At 42.9% G+C, this 18,979-nt stretch carries 17 protein-coding genes and 2 pseudogenes; 13 read left to right on the plus strand and 6 right to left on the minus strand.

What is annotated here, in order from left to right:
• The first annotated feature begins 323 nt into the window (after nucleotides 1–323).
• From aldA to AC6I7V_RS20995, 4 genes and pseudogenes are all read left to right on the plus strand, one after another.
• A complete protein-coding gene (gene aldA / locus AC6I7V_RS20980) occupies nucleotides 324–1,757 on the plus strand; it encodes an aldehyde dehydrogenase (RefSeq protein ID WP_498012438.1) in 1,434 nt (477 codons plus the stop codon).
• A gap of 340 nt (nucleotides 1,758–2,097) precedes the next feature.
• Nucleotides 2,098–2,415 carry an IS66 family insertion sequence element accessory protein TnpA gene (gene tnpA, locus AC6I7V_RS20985; protein WP_498012439.1) on the plus strand — a complete coding sequence of 106 codons (318 nt, stop codon included), beginning with the start codon at nucleotides 2,098–2,100 and terminating at the stop codon, nucleotides 2,413–2,415.
• Entirely contained in the window at nucleotides 2,412–2,810 is a 399-nt protein-coding gene (gene tnpB, locus AC6I7V_RS20990) for an IS66 family insertion sequence element accessory protein TnpB (RefSeq protein WP_498012440.1), read from the plus strand. Before tnpA ends, tnpB begins: the two co-directional genes overlap by 4 nt.
• Nucleotides 2,780–2,929 (plus strand): annotated as a pseudogene (locus AC6I7V_RS20995) (transposase domain-containing protein); the annotation flags it as partial. The gene tnpB and the pseudogene AC6I7V_RS20995, both read left to right, overlap by 31 nt.
• On the opposite strand, the pseudogene AC6I7V_RS21000 reads toward AC6I7V_RS20995, so the two are convergent.
• A pseudogene (locus tag AC6I7V_RS21000) lies at nucleotides 2,922–3,521 on the minus strand (winged helix-turn-helix domain-containing protein); the annotation flags it as partial. The pseudogenes AC6I7V_RS20995 and AC6I7V_RS21000 sit on opposite strands and share 8 nt — an antisense overlap.
• Before the next feature lie 324 nt (nucleotides 3,522–3,845).
• Between AC6I7V_RS21000 and rhaB the strand changes: the two are divergent.
• From rhaB to AC6I7V_RS21030, 6 genes are all read left to right on the plus strand, one after another.
• Nucleotides 3,846–5,219: a rhamnulokinase gene (gene rhaB, locus AC6I7V_RS21005; protein WP_498012441.1), complete on the plus strand. Its 1,374-nt coding sequence runs from the start codon at nucleotides 3,846–3,848 to the stop codon at nucleotides 5,217–5,219.
• 12 nt (nucleotides 5,220–5,231) lie between these two features.
• Nucleotides 5,232–6,497, plus strand: coding sequence for an L-rhamnose isomerase (gene rhaA / locus AC6I7V_RS21010; RefSeq protein ID WP_498012442.1), 1,266 nt, complete (start codon nucleotides 5,232–5,234; stop codon nucleotides 6,495–6,497).
• Nucleotides 6,497–7,309, plus strand: a complete 813-nt coding sequence (rhaD, locus tag AC6I7V_RS21015) for a rhamnulose-1-phosphate aldolase (RefSeq protein ID WP_277824254.1) — start codon at nucleotides 6,497–6,499, stop codon at nucleotides 7,307–7,309. Before rhaA ends, rhaD begins: the two co-directional genes overlap by 1 nt.
• Nucleotides 7,310–7,320: 11 nt before the next feature.
• A complete protein-coding gene (gene rhaM / locus AC6I7V_RS21020; protein ID WP_498012443.1) occupies nucleotides 7,321–7,635 on the plus strand; it encodes an L-rhamnose mutarotase in 315 nt (104 codons plus the stop codon).
• 47 nt (nucleotides 7,636–7,682) lie between these two features.
• On the plus strand, nucleotides 7,683–9,056 hold the full coding sequence (locus AC6I7V_RS21025; protein ID WP_498012444.1) for a sulfatase family protein: 1,374 nt from the start codon (nucleotides 7,683–7,685) through the stop codon (nucleotides 9,054–9,056).
• A 168-nt stretch (nucleotides 9,057–9,224) separates the two neighbouring features.
• Nucleotides 9,225–10,238, plus strand: coding sequence for an IS110 family RNA-guided transposase (locus tag AC6I7V_RS21030; protein ID WP_498012445.1), 1,014 nt, complete (start codon nucleotides 9,225–9,227; stop codon nucleotides 10,236–10,238).
• A 295-nt stretch (nucleotides 10,239–10,533) separates the two neighbouring features.
• Here the strand turns inward: AC6I7V_RS21030 and AC6I7V_RS21035 are convergent, their stop codons facing one another.
• The 4 genes from AC6I7V_RS21035 to AC6I7V_RS21050 are packed head-to-tail and all read right to left on the minus strand — an operon-like array spanning nucleotide 10,534 to nucleotide 13,086.
• Nucleotides 10,534–11,820 (minus strand): anaerobic sulfatase maturase, encoded by a 1,287-nt coding sequence (locus AC6I7V_RS21035; RefSeq protein ID WP_498012446.1) that lies wholly within the window; start codon nucleotides 11,818–11,820, stop codon nucleotides 10,534–10,536.
• Complete coding sequence (locus AC6I7V_RS21040) at nucleotides 11,817–12,098, minus strand: DUF202 domain-containing protein (protein ID WP_498012447.1); 282 nt, start codon at nucleotides 12,096–12,098, stop codon at nucleotides 11,817–11,819. The genes AC6I7V_RS21035 and AC6I7V_RS21040 overlap by 4 nt, the downstream gene beginning before the upstream one ends.
• On the minus strand, nucleotides 12,095–12,460 hold the full coding sequence (locus AC6I7V_RS21045) for a YidH family protein (RefSeq protein ID WP_498012448.1): 366 nt from the start codon (nucleotides 12,458–12,460) through the stop codon (nucleotides 12,095–12,097). The genes AC6I7V_RS21040 and AC6I7V_RS21045 overlap by 4 nt, the downstream gene beginning before the upstream one ends.
• Nucleotides 12,457–13,086: a Crp/Fnr family transcriptional regulator gene (locus AC6I7V_RS21050; protein ID WP_498012449.1), complete on the minus strand. Its 630-nt coding sequence runs from the start codon at nucleotides 13,084–13,086 to the stop codon at nucleotides 12,457–12,459. The genes AC6I7V_RS21045 and AC6I7V_RS21050 overlap by 4 nt, the downstream gene beginning before the upstream one ends.
• 150 nt (nucleotides 13,087–13,236) lie before the next feature.
• On the opposite strand from AC6I7V_RS21050, the gene AC6I7V_RS21055 reads away from it, so the two are divergent.
• From AC6I7V_RS21055 to AC6I7V_RS21065, 3 genes are all read left to right on the plus strand, one after another.
• Complete coding sequence (locus tag AC6I7V_RS21055; protein ID WP_498012450.1) at nucleotides 13,237–14,055, plus strand: sulfite exporter TauE/SafE family protein; 819 nt, start codon at nucleotides 13,237–13,239, stop codon at nucleotides 14,053–14,055.
• A gap of 130 nt (nucleotides 14,056–14,185) precedes the next feature.
• Nucleotides 14,186–15,337, plus strand: a complete 1,152-nt coding sequence (locus AC6I7V_RS21060; RefSeq protein ID WP_498012451.1) for an iron-containing alcohol dehydrogenase — start codon at nucleotides 14,186–14,188, stop codon at nucleotides 15,335–15,337.
• Between the two features lie 435 nt (nucleotides 15,338–15,772).
• Entirely contained in the window at nucleotides 15,773–17,557 is a 1,785-nt protein-coding gene (locus AC6I7V_RS21065; protein WP_498012452.1) for a sodium:solute symporter family transporter, read from the plus strand.
• 462 nt (nucleotides 17,558–18,019) lie between these two features.
• Here the strand turns inward: AC6I7V_RS21065 and kdgR are convergent, their stop codons facing one another.
• Nucleotides 18,020–18,802, minus strand: coding sequence for a DNA-binding transcriptional regulator KdgR (kdgR, locus tag AC6I7V_RS21070; RefSeq protein ID WP_498012453.1), 783 nt, complete (start codon nucleotides 18,800–18,802; stop codon nucleotides 18,020–18,022).
• Nucleotides 18,803–18,979: the final 177 nt, after the last annotated feature.

The following is an 18,979-nucleotide window of genomic DNA, read 5'->3' on the forward strand; positions in this document are numbered from 1 at the left end:
CGAGTAGTAGTAGCTTGTGTGGTACTTACTACGAACATAGTATCGAGAGTTACTTAGCTAAATGAGTTCTGCGATATTACACCTTGTTAAGTAATTGTGATTTTCAAATGGCTTCCTTTGAGTATTTGCAGAGTTCCTTCTTTGAATTTGCAAATACTCAAAGGTTGAAGACCCGAAAAACACATAACATCCTCCATGAGTTTAACATTTGTTTTACGAGTGTAAGTGTTGATTGAACATTTTTGTGTTTGGTTCGCGTGCGCTTACTACGAATGTGGCAATGGTTCGGCGAGGGAACTAACTACAAATAAGGACAATATCAGATGCAAACTAATCTAAATTATAGTAATTACATTAATGGTCATTTTACAGAGACTAATGAACGTATTGAAGTCTATAATCCGGCGACAGAAGCACTGATTTCTACAGTGCCAGATTCAGATGAGGCGGAAGTAAAAAAAGCACTAGAGGCGGCGACAAACGCAAAACGTAATTGGGCGAGCACTCCGGCAATAGAGAGGGCAAAGCACTTGCGGGCTATTGCTCAAAAAGTTCGTGAAAACTCAGCCTACTTAGCCAGGGTGATCAGTGAAGAGCAAGGCAAAACACTTGAACTAGCAAAAGTTGAAGTTGGATTTACAGCTGACTACATCGATTATATGTCTGAGTGGGCCAGACGTATTGAAGGTGAAATTATTACTAGTGATAGGCGCGGAGAAAACATCTTTCTGTTTAGAAAGCCAATTGGCGTTGTTGCGGGCATACTCCCATGGAACTTTCCGTTTTTTTTGATTGCTCGTAAAATGGCCCCAGCACTTGTAACTGGCAACACGATTGTTATCAAACCGAGTGAAGAAACTCCGAATAATTGCTTTGAATTCGCCAAATTGGTGGCTCAAACCGATCTTCCTGATGGTGTATTTAACGTTGTTTCAGGTCGTGGCAATGTGGGTGGACAGTTATCGGGCAGTAGTGAAGTCGACATGATTAGTTTTACAGGCAGCGTTAAAACTGGCGAAAACATTATGGCTGCGGCTGCACCTCACATTACCAAACTGAACTTGGAACTTGGTGGTAAAGCACCAGCCATTGTACTCGATGATGCGGATATTAACTTGGCGGTAAAGGCCATTAGAGATTCTCGCATCATCAACTCTGGTCAGGTCTGTAATTGTGCTGAGCGAGTCTATGTTCAACGAGGTATCGCTGAAGAATTTATTGCACATATCACTCGAGAGATGGAAGCAACTCGCTTTGGAGACCCATTATTGGACAATGACATAGAAATGGGTCCACTCATTAACAGTCAAGGGTTACAAAAAGTTCAAAATTCAGTCAACACTGCTTTGGCTCAAGGGGCGAAGTTAGAGTGCGGAGGTTCCCGCGCCGATACTGATAAAGGTCATTACTTTTTGCCTACGGTATTGAGTGGTTGTGACATGTCAATGGATATTATGAAATATGAAACTTTTGGGCCTGTGTTGCCAATTCAAATTGTAGATTCGCTGGACGAGGCAATTAGTTACGCAAATGATTGTGAATATGGCTTAACCTCATCGATCTACACTAAGGATCTGACGAAAGCACTTCATGCTGTGAACATGCTTGAGTTTGGTGAAACATACATTAACCGTGAAAACTTCGAAGCGATGCAAGGCTTCCATGCTGGCGTCAGAAAATCGGGCATTGGTGGTGCAGATGGGAAACATGGTCTTTATGAGTATCTGAGTACCCAAGTAGTTTATATGCAATCTTAACTTCTTCTGTTTAGCGCTGCTGATCAAACTACTCACTAAGTACATAAACGGCTATATCTCATCGAAATTATATTAGCGATATAGCCATTTTGGGGTCTTGATACAGAGATTTGCGACAAAACTACTATCGATCTCTTAGGTTTTGTTGGTGAGACTCCTATTCAAAACCACTCATTTTGAATGAATTCGATAGATCTTCACCAAGATACCAAGCTTGGGTCGAAAGCTGAGACATATCATACCTTGAACGAAGAAACTTCATATGCGCGTCATACACCCCGCATTCTAATCGTTCTGCGCTAGTAATATGATCAGGTCTTCAATCACAGGGAGATTTGAAATGGTAAAACGACGTTCTAATCAGGAGTGTCAAGCTCTCTTCCAACAATATGAAAGTAGCAATATGACTCAACGTGCTTTCTGTGAACTGCACGCGCTCAGCTTATCGACGTTCTCTGCAAAACGCCGTCAACTTCAGTCGACAATTCAATCAACGCCTTTCGAACTTGTTAGAGCTAAAGTCGTCGAAAAGACGACGAAGTATCAAGCCCAACTAGCCACCGATAACATGACACTGCTCGTCAATGATGTGGAGTTGAGCATTCCACAGGGAACGCCGGCCACTTATATAGCAGAACTCATCGGGGCGCTATCATGAAACGCACGCACAGCGATCCAGAGATTTACTTGTATCGTAACAGCGTCGACTTTAGAAAGTTTATCAATGGCCTCGCAGCGATTATTGAAAATGACTCCGATTTACCTCTAGGAAGTGGTGCTCTGTTCCTGTACACCAATAAACATCGCGACGAAATCAAGGTATTGTACTGGGATAAAACAGGCTTTGATCTTTGTTACAAACGCTTCGAACAAGCCAAGTACAAGTGGCCATCAAAAGAGAAAAATAAGGTGTTTACTCTGACTCAGCTCGAGCTTGATAGACTGTTTTCGGGCTTCACGATTATAGACCATAAACCCGTTAGAATCAGCAATGCTACAGTGGTTTTACTGCTCGGCCAATGTCTGAAGCGAACGCGATGTTTTACAGTATAGTAGAAACGGCAAAAGCTAATGGGCTTATCTTCTATGGCTACATGGTCAAGTGCATGAAAGAGTTAGCGAAATCAGAGCCAGATATTGATTCACTCCTACCTTGGAACTTCAAACATTAGACGTATCGCCCCGTGGATTCATGGGGCGTTTACGACCAGTTCGTATCCAGCCACGAGATATTTTTGTTGATAGTGTTGGGTGAACTGCGTCGATAAAGACTATCGATTCATCCTTGCCACAGCTTGCCTTAAACGTTTCATAAGACTTTATGAGTGCTTGCTGTTTGCTTTATCAAACTTGTGTGGTATGCCCTTCGATTGCTTATAGCTAAAGCCATTGGTTCATTCCAGAGACCGTGAGCTTAAGTCCAAACATCTCTTTAACGTAAGTGACAATTTGATGCGTGTGAGAATAGGTTTTCTCGGTCAAATGCTCGATTACCTGAATGGTTTGAGTGGCAGAAAGCTTGCTTTGACTTCCACCATTTTCATGCTTCAGTTTTTCAGACAGAACGTGTTCACTGAGGTGGCGTGCTACGGTCGATTCATGAATACGAAGAGCTTGTGAAATCATAGTCTGACTCCAGCCTTCAGAAGTTAGAAAAACAGTCTTAATACGGTCGCAAACTCGACTATCACGTTCAATGTCGTACATTTGTTTGAGTTGTAGTTTCTGTTGAGGAGTCAGTGTAATTTTCATGGTTCGTAGCATGATCCTGATCCTCTCGAAATCAAACATCTTCAATGATCACGGGTATATACCTTATTTATACAAGGAGGCGGTATCTTATACTTTTAGTCAATTGTTTATATATCATGTTGGCATGGTTTGTTTCTTTGGTCATAGGAGCAAGCATATTTCCAGAGTTGGCTGTTTTCCTCAGTCCTAACAATTAGTGTTGTATTGATTATTCGAGTTTGGGCCTACAAAAAATCTAAGGTAAGAATTGCAAAAAATGACACCATTAAGAGCAATTTAGCGCATTTTGTTGGCCGTTATTTCTTGTATGATTAATTTAAACACTGGGAGATAGTTATGAATTACTTTTTGGCAATCGATATAGGTGCTTCTAGTGGAAGGCACTTATTAGGTCATATTGAAAATGAACAAATAGTGCTTGAAGAAATATACCGTTTTGAGAACAAGCTTGCATCTGTTGACAATCAGCTATGTTGGGAGGTGGATAAGCTATTTAGCCATATTATTAAGGGGCTAAAGCAATGTGTTTTTTTTGGGAAAATACCTAAAAGCATCGGTATTGATACCTGGGGTGTCGATTTTGTTCTTCTTGATAGTGACGATAACATTATAGGTAACACAGTTTCGTATCGAGACAGTCGTACTAAAGGTGTTATGAATGACGTCTGCGATCAAGTTGGACATCGCGAAATATATCGTAAAACAGGCATTCAGTTTATGGAGTTCAACACTCTATATCAGGTGAACTCTGTGGATTCAAACAATAAGAAAGCAGCATGCTCTTTCTTAATGATCCCTGATTATATTAATTATCTCCTAACTGGTGTAAAAGCCAATGAGTATACCAATGCAAGCACGACTCAAATGTTGAACGTTGATAGTGATGATTGGGATAAAGACCTGTTGGAAGTATGCGGCATTAGTAAAGATATTTTTGCGAAGCCTCAATATCCTGGTCACCGTCTTGGCAATCTGAAGTCATCAATACAGGAGACGGTCGGATTTGACTGTGAAGTTGTGTTGCCAGCAACGCACGATACCGCATCTGCATTTATCGCGAGTGTTCTCGATCTAGACGATGATGGCGTGATTCTGAGTTCCGGAACCTGGTCACTATTGGGTACTGAGCTTGAAAAGCCGATAGTCTCCGATATTTCTCGTGAACGCAATTTCACCAATGAAGGTGGATACAACAAGCGATATCGATTTTTGAAGAACATCATGGGACTTTGGATAGTTCAAGAAGTTTCAAGGATGCTGGATTATAAGTACTCCTACGCGGAACTGGCTGATCTTGCTCAAGAGGCGAGTCATTTTAATTCAGTCATCGATGTCAACAATGAACGCTTTTTTGTCAGCGAAAATATGATTGAAGAAATTAGCGACTATTGTAAAGAAACAGGACAAGACGTCCCCCAAACAACGGGTGAAGTCTGCATGTGTGTTTATCGAAGTCTAGCGAAGTCTTATAACCAGTATATTGAAGAGCTTGTCAATATTACCGGTAAAACGGTAGACAAAGTCAACATTATTGGCGGGGGTTGCAAGAATCAGTTGTTGAACGAACTTATTGAACAAGAAACCAATAAAGAAATTATTGTCGGTCCAGTGGAGGCGACTGGAGTGGGAAATATCATTGTACAAATGTTATCCATGGGTGAGATTGCCCATTTAAAACAAGCAAAAAACTATATTAGAAACAGCATTTAATTAGGAATTATCATGGAACAGAGTTTAAAAGATAGATACGAACTGAGTAAATCACTTTACGCTAAATGGGGCATTGATGTTGATGCTGCGCTTGAGAAATTGAAGGACGTTAAAGTCTCTATTCACTGTTGGCAGGGTGACGATGTGACGGGTTTCGAGGAAGCGGCTCATGAACTGTCTGGCGGTATTTCCGCCACTGGTAGTTACCCAGGTAAAGCGACGAATGCTCAAGAGCTACGTGCAGACTTAGACAAGGCACTGAGCCTTATCCCTGGTAAGCATAAAATTAACCTCCATGCGTTATATGCAGAAACACATGGTGTGGCAGTTGATCGCGATGAGTTAAAGCCAGAGCACTTTGCTGGCTGGGTTGAATGGGCGAAAGAGCGCGACCTCGGCCTAGATTTTAACCCAAGCTTGTTCTCTCACCCAAATGCAAGTGACGGTTTGACGTTGTCTCACCCTGATAAAGAGATCCGTGATTTTTGGATTAAGCACTGTATTGCTTCTCGTAAGATTGGCGAATACTTCGGTAAGGAATTAGATCAAACTTGCCTAACAAATATCTGGATTCCAGACGGTTATAAAGATACACCAAGTAATCGCTTTGAACCGCGCCAGCGCCTAAAAGAGTCACTCGATGAGATCTTTGCGGTAGACGTTGATGAGCAGTTCAACAAAGATTCGGTAGAGTCAAAGGTATTCGGTATTGGTGTTGAATCCTACACGGTTGGTTCGCACGAGTTTTATATGGGGTATGCGATTGCGAACAATAAACTTTGCTTGTTAGACAATGGCCACTACCACCCGACGGAGTCAGTTGCTGACAAGATTTCATCTATGTTGCTTTATCAAGATGAGCTTGCTTTGCATGTGACTCGCCCTGTTCGTTGGGACAGTGATCATGTCGTAACGCTAAACGATGAAGTTAGAGAAATTGCAAAAGAGCTGGTTCGTACTGATAGCTTGGATAACGTTTACCTTGGCCTAGATTTCTTTGATGCCAGTATCAACCGCGTAGCCGCTTGGGTATTGGGCACACGCAATATGCAAAAAGCACTGCTTGAAGCCATGCTTATGCCGCATGACAAGTTGACTGAGTTGCAAAATGAAGGTGATTTCACTCAGCGCCTAGTTCTAATGGAAGAGCTAAAAACCTACCCAATGGGTGATATTTGGAACTACTTCTGTGAGTCAAACGATGTACCAGCAAACGAAGACTGGTTTAGAGCGGTCGAACTATACGAACAAGACGTTTTGTTTAAGCGAGGCAAATAATGGATAAGTTAGCATTTATACAAGAGTTTAAAAAAACGACCCAGGATGCCTGGCTAAAAGGGTGGCATGAGCGTAATGGTGGCAACTTGTCCTACCGTTTGACTGAATCCGAAGTCGAACAGGCTCGTCCATTTTTTGATGAGGCATCGCAATGGGCGGACATCGGCGTGACGGTCGCTAATCTGGCCAATGAATTCTTTATCGTTACAGGTAGCGGTAAGTACTTTCGAAACGTAGAAGTGTGTATTGAAGAGAATGCGGGAATCATCCAAGTATCAGAAGATGGTACTCAGTACAGAACGCTCTGGGGGCTTATTAATAACGCGAAGCCGACGAGTGAGCTACCAGCGCACCTTATGAACCACTCAGTTAAGTTTGACGTTACGGATGGTGCGCATCGAGTCGTTATGCATTCTCACACGACAAACTTAATCGCGCTTACTTTTGTCTTGCCACTTGAAGCTGAGATATTTACCCGTGAATTGTGGGAAATGGCGACCGAGTGTCCGGTGGTATTTCCTGCCGGTGTGGGTATTGTTCCGTGGATGGTACCTGGTGGCCGCGCTATCGCAGAGCACACGAGTGAGTTGATGAAAACGTATGATGTCGCTATTTGGGCTCATCATGGCACATTCTGTTCTGCGGAAGACCTAAGCCTAGCGTTTGGCTTGATGGATACGGCAGAGAAGGCAGCTGAGATACTCGTTAAAGTTCTTGCAATGGGTGGCAAGCGACAGACTATTCAACCGCAAGAATTTAAAGAACTAGAGTCTGCATTCAACGTTACGTTGAACGAAAAAGCACTGGCTTGAGGGGGCGTTAGGTGATTAGAAAAGCGTTTAAACTCAAAGTTAACCCCGGTCAGTTTGAAGAATACAAAAAGCGTCATGATAACGTTTTTCCTGATTTAGTTACGGTGCTTAAAGAAGCAGGTGCAAACAACTATTCCATTTTTCTAGATCAGGAGACCGGTTGTCTGTTTGGCTATGTCGAGTTAGAATCTGTGGATAAGTGGAACGACGTTTCAAAAACCGAAGCTTGTCAGAGATGGTGGCGTCATATGGAAGATATCATGGAGACGAATCCTGATAGCAGCCCAAAATCGACAGAGTTAACAGAGATGTTTTATCTAGCGTAATAACGATCAGCTAATGCTACGAAACAAATAAGTATCAAGAGGTAAATATGAATAAGCCGAACATCATTGTAATTTTTAGCGATCAACAGCGTTGGGATACGTTAGGTTGTTACGGTCAGGAACTGCCCGTGACCCCAAATCTCGATGAGCTTGCACGTGATGGTGTCATGTTCGAGAACGCATTTACAGTTAACCCAGTATGTGGTCCTACACGTTCGACAATGCAAACGGGGCTATATCCAACCGAAACGGGTTGCTTCCGAAATGACATCATTCTCCCTCAAGGTCAAAAAACTGTGGCTCACTTTCTTTCAGACGAAGGATACAGCGTCGGTTACGTAGGTAAGTGGCACCTAGCGTCAAACAACACTGCTCATGAAGGCTTTGTTGTAGCGGCACCAACAGAGAGTTCAGGTGAAACGATTGATAACTGTTTCACAGCAATACCAAAACAATATCGCGGTGGTTATAAAGACTTCTGGGTTGCATCAGATATCCTTGAGGGCACTTCACATGGCTACGGTGGACACATGTTCGACATCGATGGCAACAAGGTAAGCTGGGATGAAGATGTGTATCGTGCAGACTTTTTGACTGACTTAACTACCGATTACATTGGTAACTATCAAGAAGACAAGCCGTTTTTTTTATTCTTATCCTACCTAGAACCACATCATCAGAATGATCGTAAAACTTATGAAGGCCCACATGGCTCGCAAGAAAAATGGAGTGACTTTAAGGTGCCTGGCGATCTAGAACCATTTGTTGATGGTGATTGGGCTGAGGAGTACCCGGACTATCTAGGATGTTGTCACAACTTAGACCAAAACGTGGGTAAAATCCGACAAGCGGTGAAAGATAAAGGATTAGATGACAACACGATCATCATCTATCTGAGTGATCACGGCTCTCACTTTAAGACACGTAACAGCGAATACAAGCGCTCATGCCATGACTCTTCGATCCGTATTCCATTTGTTATTTACGATCCACGAGCGAAAGCAGGTCAGGTGATTGACGACCACGCGAGTATTATCGATGTTGTTCCGACTCTGCTAAAGGCGGCTGGCATGAATGTACCGAGCTATATGCAAGGTCAACCGCTGCAAGATTTGTACATTGATAATGCTAAGAAAGACAATGTGAGCTTCATTCAGATCAGTGAGTCACAAATTGGCCGTGCAATTCGTACTGATACGTGGACATATTCGGTATCAGCTCCAGATCAAAGTGGCTTAATGGAGAAAGAAAGTGCTGTTTATCAAGAAGAGTTCTTATACAATCTTGTAGACGATCCCAATCAGTTAGAAAACCTAGTTGCTAACGCGGATTTGAAACCAGTTAAAGAAAAGCTACGACAACTTCTTCTTGACGAGATCTATCGCATTGAAGGAACGAGACCTGAAATTTTAGAAGCCTAGTTTTTAGAGGTATACTTAACGCGTAAATTGTCGCTATTATGTATGCTAAAAGATAAAGTCCATAATGTCGCCATTATGGACTTTTTTTGATACCGGGCTTAATTATATGGTCCGCCTCACTCTCAAGCCATTAAGCTTAGAGTAGGCTCTCAGAATGAGGTGAACCATATGTCTTCTATTCATATTTTAGGTATCGATCTAGGTAAACATTGCTTCCATGCTATCGCACATAACCGTTGTGGGGTGGAGGTACTTCGTCGTAAATTTAATCGCAACCAACTCTTAATCTTTCTTAGTAAAATAGAACCAACAACTATTGCTTTCGAAGCCTGTGGCGGTGCTCATTGGCTTGCTCGAAAATGTAGTGAGTTTGGTCATCAACCCCGACTTATTCCTCCTCAGTATGTTAAGCCTTATATCAAAGGCAATAAAAACGATTTCATCGATGCTTCAGCGATCGCAGAGGCTGCGGGTCGACCGACCATGAGGTTTGTAGCTGTAAAAAGTGAAGAGGCTCAAGTCATCGCAGCGATTCATCGAGTCAGAGATAGTTATATCAAGGAGAGAACTGCCACTATGTCGCGGATCGGAGCGATCTTACTTGAGTTCGGCCTTAGCTTTCCCAAAGGGCATGCTAAGATGAAGTCTCTGTTTCAATGGTTAGCAGAACAAACCGTCTCATTACCAAAAAGCTTGCTATGTGAATTGATGTCTATCCACGAACATTACAAGTACCTTAATGAACAAATCAAAACTCAAGATAACAAGCTTCAAACTATTATTAATAGTAATGAAAGTGCTCAATTATTAAAAACTATCCCTGGAATTGGCGACCTTACCTCCACATTATGTATTGCGGATGTAAGCTCTCCGAGTAACTTCACCAATGGCCGTGAGATGGCGGCTTGGTTGGGGCTTGTGCCAAGGAAATTCTCAACGGAAGGGAAGACCAAACTACTTGGTATGAGTAAACGAGGGAATAAACATCTCAGAACTCAGTTTGTCCATGGGGCAAGAGCTGTACTCTCTAGACTAGAGACGACAGGAAAAGTGTTTGGAGAGTGGCTTGTGAACCTACGAGCCACCAAACCATTTAATGTAGTGGTAGTCGCATTAGCCAACAAGCTAGTGAGGATAGCTTGGGCGGTGTTATACCACCGCCAAGCTTTTAAGGCTGTTTAGCTATAACCAAGTTTGCAACGCCAATGAACGTGATGACAAAAACGGTCAATCGGCCAGATTAAAAACCTGATACAAAAAATAGCAATCAATGCTTTGGGCTTTTTAAGGATAATCTGGCGCGGATATCATCGTGGAGCTGGGAAGCTAGTGCTCCCAACAAGGACTCCGAATACATTAGCGCAAACCAACTCCGTTATTACTTAATTGTAGTTGCAATAACGGGGCGGACCATACATTTTAGTCAAGTCGCCCGGTTACTTTATGTTCTCAATAACTGACGGTCACTCGATGTTATTTACGCACAACAGCGCTTATATTTCTTACCACTGCCACATGAGCAGGCGTCATTTCTACCCACCCTCTCCGTCGGTTTATTTGAAAACTGCTCCATAATCTTGGCTGGTGATTGGCCACTTTTGATCAGCTTTGCCATGTAGGCCATCGCATGCTGAGAATGCTCGAAGAAGCTAAAGTACCCTTGACACAAATAGTTATGGTTGAGTTCACCTGTTGGTCCAGGCAAAAAGCGGTGTTTCGGGCAACCACCATGGCAGGCGAATCGGTATCGGCATGACAGACACTTACTATTCAGTTGTTTAGACTTATTGAGTCCGAAATTAATCGCTTCTTCGCTATTGTTCATCGACTGGATAGTGCGATCGTGGATATTGCCAAGTTTATACTCTGGGTAGACGTAGTGGTCACATTGAAATAGGTCACCATTCGCCTCGATAGCAAATGCATGCCCACACTTTGGCGAAAATACACATATCGGACTCGGTTGCCCAAGCCAGGTCGTTAACGTGGTATCAAACTGCTGAACAAATACTCGTCCTACATCTCTAGTGACCCAGTAATCGAAGATGGTATTTAGGAATTGGCCGTACTCATCGGGTTGGACCGACCAAGGGGTGACCTTGCCATCTTTTTGATCTGGGTTAACCAACCAGGTATCGTTTGTTAGCTGGTCGGATTCTTGTCGCTCTACCAAAGGAATGAACTGAATGAAGTTCGAACCAATGCTTTTTAAGTACTGGTATACCTTAAGTGGGTGTTTGACGTTCTTATCGTTGACTACGGTAAGGGTATTAAATTCGACACCATGTTTTTTTAATAACTCGATCGCATCGACAACTTTGCGATGGGTACCTTTGCCGCTCTTGTTGGTGCGATAGGCATCATGAAGACCTTCTGGCCCATCAATAGAAACACCAATCAAAAAGTCGTTTTGTTTGAACAGCTCACACCATTCGTCGTTGATCAAAATTCCATTAGTTTGAAAACCGTGTGAGATCTTTTTTTTGCCCCGATGACGTTCGCACAATTGAACTACGGTGCGATAAAAGTCTACGCCGAGTAGTGTTGGCTCTCCTCCTTGCCAAGCAAATTGAACGGTATCCCCCTGCTGCGCATCGATGTATTGTTGAATAAATACCTCAAGCGTTTCTTCATCCATACGCCAGTTCTTTTGTCTATCAGGGTAGAGTTTCTCTTTCTCTAGATAAAAGCAGTAGTCACAGTCGATATTACATACCGAGCCGGATGGCTTAGCCATTACATGACAGTTGGTAATTTGGTTCATTGTAGTTTTCCTATGAAGACTTCAGATAGCATAGTTAAGGCGTAGGCTGCTGCTATCAGCATTATTATTATTGAGGTAAAAAACTTGATCACTTTCCCGTGGGAGAGAGAACACATGATGGCAACCAGCATTGCCGTTGCACCACATAGATAAATGAGAGTGGCATCTTGAGTGATCGACACCTTTATTGATACCACACCGATGGCAAATAGGACTAACTGTGTCCGTAGCCAAGACAAGACAGTACGTTCTAATTGCAGACCATTTACCGTACTCATAGAGTGATGGCCAACGCGATGATGAGGGTAAGCAACAAAATGATGGCACTAATAATCTTCATGTTCGATGTGTATTGGAGCTCTTGGTTTAACCTCATCGCTTGTTCGTTGCGAGACCATCGTCGGTAAGCATAGATCCCAACCGCACCTGAGCAGAGACACAGGAAACAAGAAAGCAACAGTCGCACTAATGGGTTTGCAAGCTCTGGAGTCAGTTGGTCAAGAGCAATAGCGCCGGCTAACAAGGCGAGTGATGTTCTAACCCACGCTAGATAGGTTCGTTCGTTGGCGAGTGAGAAGCGATAATCCGGAGCGTTCCCTTCTTCACGCCATGGTGATTTTTTAGATCTAAGCTTTTTCATTTAATGCTTTCCTTGGACATTCCGTGGGTGTTCGCCAGTTTTGATAGATCGAGCGGGTGGGGTTTGCGATGGTGTTTGCAAAGCACACCGGCTTGTTTGAGTGATTTACAAAAACGAATCACCGTCGTCACGTCGGTAGCACTGTATTCGCTAATTTCGCGATAGGTCCAAGGGTAGTGGGGGTAGTGCGTAAAGAAGTGCTGTATCGCATCGATGATCCTGTTTTTAGCGTTGAAAGCACTAAATTGAACGAGACGTCGCTCGGCTTCGCCCAACTCTTGACACACCTCGGTTGTGAGGGCTTTGGTCAGTGAGGGAGACAGGTGTTGCAAGTCTTCAAAAGAGTGGACATTCACCCGATTGACAACACTGTCTTCCATTGCCCTTGCCGTTGCGGGATAGCGCTGACAGGTAAATAGAGAGCGATACCCAAAATACGAGCCCTTCCCATACAATCTTAGTAACGATTCTTTTCCGTTTTCTGCTACTTGGTAAAGGCCTATAAATCCACTTTCAACACGATAGAACCCAGATGCTTTGCCGTGGCTAAAGTAGACGGCCTCTCGCTTTCCAACGGTAAGTCTACTGGTCATTTCTTTCAGCGATGTTGGTATCGGTATTGTCATAGTGCCGTCATTGCGTGCTACTGGAAGGGTTAGTGTACTGCAAAAAAAACAGACGAAATATGATCAGTACCATAAATCATACACTAATTGGTACGTTAGATTGAATTTATTAAAAGGGCGTTTTGTTTTGTTTGATTGAGGAGGTGGTTTATGCCATTTTATGAGTTGTTGACGAACGTGTGGTCTGCTGATGCAGTGGTATTGAAGCTGATTTTAGGAAGCATATTTGGTTTGTGTTTGGGACTAACGGGGGTTGGCGGAGGCGTGCTGTTAATACCCATGTTGCAATTATTTTGTGGTATGTCTCCGGTGTTGGCGGTTGGCACCGCAAGTATGATTTCAGCGATGGTCAAAATCAACGCTTCCCTATTACACATAAAAGCTCGTAACGTATCTTGGAACAAGATAGCGCTACTTTTTGTTGGGGCGGTTCCGGTTACCTTGATGGTGACTCAGTTAGTCGTTTACTTCAGCACACATCCGTTTTACTCACAAAGGACAGAGCAGATGGTCACTTGGCTGGTGACTACTGTAATGGTTGGTTCCTTGATTTCCGTGTTCTCTAAATACAAAAGCTCGTCTAAGGTTAGGCCGGGCATGACTTCTGAACCTAAAACGGACACTAAAAAGGCGATTGTCTCTGGTATGTTTTGTGGTTCCGTTTTGGGTTCAACAGGCGTTGGTGGGGGCGTTTTGCTTCTCCCTGTCCTCAACAATGTGTTGCATGTGGATATTAAGAAAGCTGTTGGCTCTTCCGTAGTGTTGGCATTGTGCCTATCTGCCATTGCTGCGGCAGGTTATGCAAAAGGAGGGCAGTCAGATATCCATACTGCAATCCTGTTTTTTATCGGCTCATTTCTTGGTGTTCCTGTGGCTGCTCATTTGATGAAACGCATGTCCGAACGCCACGTTTATTCAGCGACCATGATCGTTATTTTGGTCAGTTTGATTGCGTATCTCACGCTTTAGATATCGAGCCTAGAATTTGCTTTAAGTCTCTATCGCTGATGAATCAGCGCTCTAAAAGTTTGTGGTCGAGTTTCAATAATCGACCTGTGATTATTTGTAAATATATAGTTGTTAATTACAAGGAATAAATATGGCTTTTACTTTGGCACTACCAAAAATCAATATTTCAGGGGAACATGCGATCAATGAATTAGTTGGTCATTTAGTCTCGAAAGAGGTTGGAGACGGCTTCATTATCGCGGACAATGCGTTGAAGGAACTGGGTTTACTTGAGCCGCTGATTACTGCTCTTAAAGAGTCCAACTTATCGTTCACTTGCTTCACCGATACCGTTCCAAATCCTACAGTCGAAGTGGTTGATAAAGCGTATCAAGCCTACAAAAAGTCCGGTGCCAACTACATTATTGGTTTTGGCGGTGGTAGCGCTATTGATACCGCAAAGGCAGTAAAAATCCTGACCGCAAATCCACAACCCATCACTCTCTATACAGGGGTGAACAATGTAAAGAATCAAGGCGTACCGCTATTTGCTATCAATACTACGGCAGGCACAGCTGCAGAGGTGACCAGTAATGCTGTCATTACCGATGAAAAGAGTAAAGTGAAGTGCGTAATTATCGATAGTAATATTATTCCGGATATTTCGGTTAATGACCCTAGCATTATGGTTGGTTTACCCGCGAACGTCACAGCAGCAACGGGTATGGATGCTCTGACGCATGCGATTGAAGCGTACGTTTCAGTGGGTGCGCACACCTTAACTGATCACTCTGCGTTAGAGTCTGTTCGCGTGATCAGTCAATACTTACCTCATGCTGTCGAAGATGGTTCAAATATCGAAGCGCGAGAGAAAATGGCCTTAGGCCAGTTCCTTGCGGGTATGGCATTTAATAGCGCTGGATTGGGTATGGTTCACGCCATGGCCCACCCAGCTGGTGCACATAAAAACCTACCGCACGGAGTCTGCAACGCGATTCTCTTACCATTAGTGTGTGAGTTTAACCGGCCACATAAAATAGAGAAGTTTGCTAAGCTGGCTGTTGCTCTAGGGTCTAACACTGATGGGATGTCTGAAGAGCAGGCGAGTATTGAAGCTGTAAAGGCTATACGTGAACTCAGCTCGCGTGTTGGAATTCCCGCTGGATTTGGCCAGTTAGGTGTCACAGAAGAAGACGTAAAAGCCTGGGTGGATAGTGCATTGGCAGATCCATGCGCTGGAGGAAATCCCGTCAGCATGACACCTGACGATGTGCTTGCTTTGTACATCAAATCACTTGGGTAACTTAACACCATTCAGTTGATTATTTGAGCTCGTCATTCAAGATGAGCTCATTTGTTTACAACGTTTGGTAAGATCCTAGAGGGAATCATGTTCGTGATAACCACTGTTGAAGCGATGCGTATCTGTCAATTAGAAAGGTGAACCGCGCTTAGTTATTTGAACTCATACTCTATGCAAAATTTGCCCTCAAAATTACCAAAAATTATCATTTCACTTAGCAAGTATAGATTGTAACTTTACTATGTTGGTTTTAATTGATTGTGAAATTAGCTCTCAAATGAAAATTTGGTGACTCATGAACTATACAGAATAAGTTGATTTTTCTATGTTTATATGTCGCCGATTTATTGATTTGAGACTTTATGAATAATGTTCGAAAAAACGGACAAGTTAGAATAAATTACGTTGAAATAAAATAGATGAAAGGGAAGAAACATGATTGATATAGCAATCGTACTGGTTTACTTTGGCTTCCTTGTGGCAATTGGGGTCTTATTCAAATCCTTTAGTAACTCCACAAGTGATTATTTTCGTGGGGGCGGCAAAATGCTGTGGTGGATGGTGGGTTCCACATCGTTCATGACGGCTGTTAGTGCTATGACGTTCACAGGTCACATGGGCAAAGCGCTAACTGGAGGATTTGCAGTTGCAACAACCGTTTTTTATGCAAACGCTCTAGGTTATTTATGTAATTACCTGTTTTTTGCGGCAAAAGCGCGTCAAATGCGAGTAGACACCCCACTAGAAGGTGTGCGTATGCGATTGGGACCCGTTAATGAGCAGGTTTTCACATGGGCTAACGTACCTTTAAGCGTTCTTCAGGCTGCGATTTGGATTAACGCACTTGCAGTGTTTTGCAGCGCAGTAATTGGCCTTCCCCTAGAGTTGACCATAGTCGTAGCGGGTTCGGTTGTGTTGTTTATGTCTCTTGTTGGTGGTAGCTGGGCTGTTATCGCATCCGATTTCATGCAAATGATTATTCTAACCACAATGACCCTGGTGACAGGTGCTGTGGCGATTTGGAAATCTGGTGGTTTAACACCGTTGCTAGAGGCAGGTCTTCCTGAGCAGCCATTCATCGGTGACGGATACAACCATGCGTACTTGTTTGTTGGTTGGTTTATCTTCATGTTCATTAAACAGTTCTTTAGTACCAACAACATGGTGGATTCATATCGATATATCGCCGCAAAAGATACCAAAAATGCTCGTAAAGCCGCAATTTTAGCGGGTACGCTAATGCTTATTGGTCCACTATTATGGTTTGTACCGGCTTGGTATGTGGCAGCAAATTATCCGGATACAAGCACTTGGGGCTTAGCCGGTTTGGGTAACAAAGTAGCCGATGCGACCTATTTCATGTTTGTAAGTCGTGAAATGCCAGTGGGCATGGTTGGCTTGATGCTTGCTGCTATGTTTGCAGCAACTATGTCTTCTATGGATTCAGCGTTAAACCGAAATGCAGGTATTATTCTCAAGAGTGTATATCAACCATACTTCTGCAAAAATCACTCTGAGTCGCACCTCATTTTTGTAAGTAAATTACTCACGGCTCTATTTGGTATCATCATCATTGTTTCAGCACTGTTCCTAACGTCATTGAAAGAGTTTGGTCTGTTTGATTTAACGATGTTGGTGAGCACGCTTATCGGCTTCCCAATCCTTATTCCATCTATTATGTGCTTCTTTGTGAGAAAAACCCCAGACTGGGCAGGCTGGGGTACCGTTATCGTAGGTATGTGTGTGTCAGGGTTTATCGCCTTTGTTCTAACACCGGAAGTGCTGCAATCGATTCTGGGTTTAGATCAACCACTGACGTCTCGTGAATACACAGAGATGAAATCGGTAACGCTAGGTTTGATCGGACACATGTCGATTACACTACCATTCTTTGTCTGCTCACAGTTCTTCTATAAGGGACTGCCAGCACAACGAGAAGCTGAAGTTAAACAGTTCTTTACCAACGTGGACACTGAAGTTGTCGTAGAAGACAGCCCAGAAAGTGTTGCGATGGATAATAAGCAGAACAGTGTGCTTGGTAAGATGGTACTTATTGCATCGGTCTTTATTCTCTGCCTGACTCTAGTACCAAACCCATTATGGGGGAGAATGCTGTTTGTCATCATCGCTGCTATTCTCGCTCTGATCGGTACTTTGTTAGTTAGGTCTGAACGTAAACTTGAAAGCACCAAAGTAACAAAAGCGTCAGCAATCGCCTAAAAAACAAAATGATACCAAAACCCTTAATGAGTTAATTCTCGTTAAGGGTTTTTAGTTTATGGCGAACCATAAATGACTTCTACATTTTGAGTTCAAATATCACAGGGAAATGATGATACTACTTTAGGCAAAAACTAATCTTGTCGAATTGCTGTTTACTTCAAATGATTAATTAACTACGAAGGTATTGCGCTCAATGGGGGAGTAGGGCAGTAATCGTGTGACAAAAAATATAATAAACGGAATCACGCAAGATGGTTCTCGGGAGAAAGACACCACGACATGGGGTATCGTCCTTCGTCCGGAGGATGGTAGAGAAACAACGAATGTTTTTATCTAGAATAATAGCTATTCTAGACTCGATAAGTGGGTGAATAGAATATCGATTTAGTTAGAATTTAGGAGAGCCCCTCCTTCTCGGAGTAGCTCTTCAAAACGTGTGATCATTATAAAGCTCAAACGCTAGACAGGGTAATGATGATACCCGAGGTTCTTGGAAATGTTACGAGCAGCATGTTGCAATGAGTTGAGGTAATCGTGTTTTCTTTTTTCATCAAATCGATTAGTCGGAAAAGAGATTGAAATCGCTGCGACAGCTTCTCCAAATCGGTCAAACACAGGTACAGCGACGCATCGTAACCCCGGTTCTTGCTCCTCAATATCTTCCGCATAATGTTGATGCTTGACCCAATCTAGCTCAGCCAGGAGTTGATCAACATTTTTAAGTGTTTTATTCGTATGAGCCTTGAATTCCACAGTAGCGAGAAGCCTCCTGATTTCGGGCTCAGGTAGGTAGCTCATGAGAACCTTGCCAATTGCGGTGCTGTAGAGAGGGTTTCGTCGACCAATTCTTGAATGCATTCGAAAGCGATAGTCTGAATCTATTTTGTGAAGGTAAATGATTGCGTCTTCATCAATGGCTCCCAAGTGAACAGTTTCATTAAAGGCACCGCAGACAACTGTCATTTCCTTGTTTGCCGCGTCGATTAAATCAACATGCTCAAGCACTTTTGAACCAAGCTCAAATAGCTTCGATGTTAATAGATACTTCTCTTCCCCTCTTTTTTGATGCACAACCCCTAAACTCCTCATTGTTTGTAAAAAACGCAAGGTCGTTGTTTTCGACATTCTCAATTGTTTTGAGAGGTCAGTTAGACATGCCTCTTTTTGGTCTGCCAAAGCAGAGACGATAGTAAACACCTTTAGTACTGAAGAGACAGTTCCAGGCGGGGTTGTTTTTTCCATTTCATGCCCTCAGTATTGTTTAACTCAAAGAATAATCACATATTATCTTTCTAACTCTATATTCTAATTTTGATGAACAATAGTTTTGAATTTAAGGCTGAGTTTTGCAGTCTTAACGGGCATATTTAGTACTGGTCTTTATGCGTTTGACCTAACTGGTGAATGCTCATAGGGGCG

It is taken from the genome of Vibrio sp. KUL70, assembly GCF_059725515.1.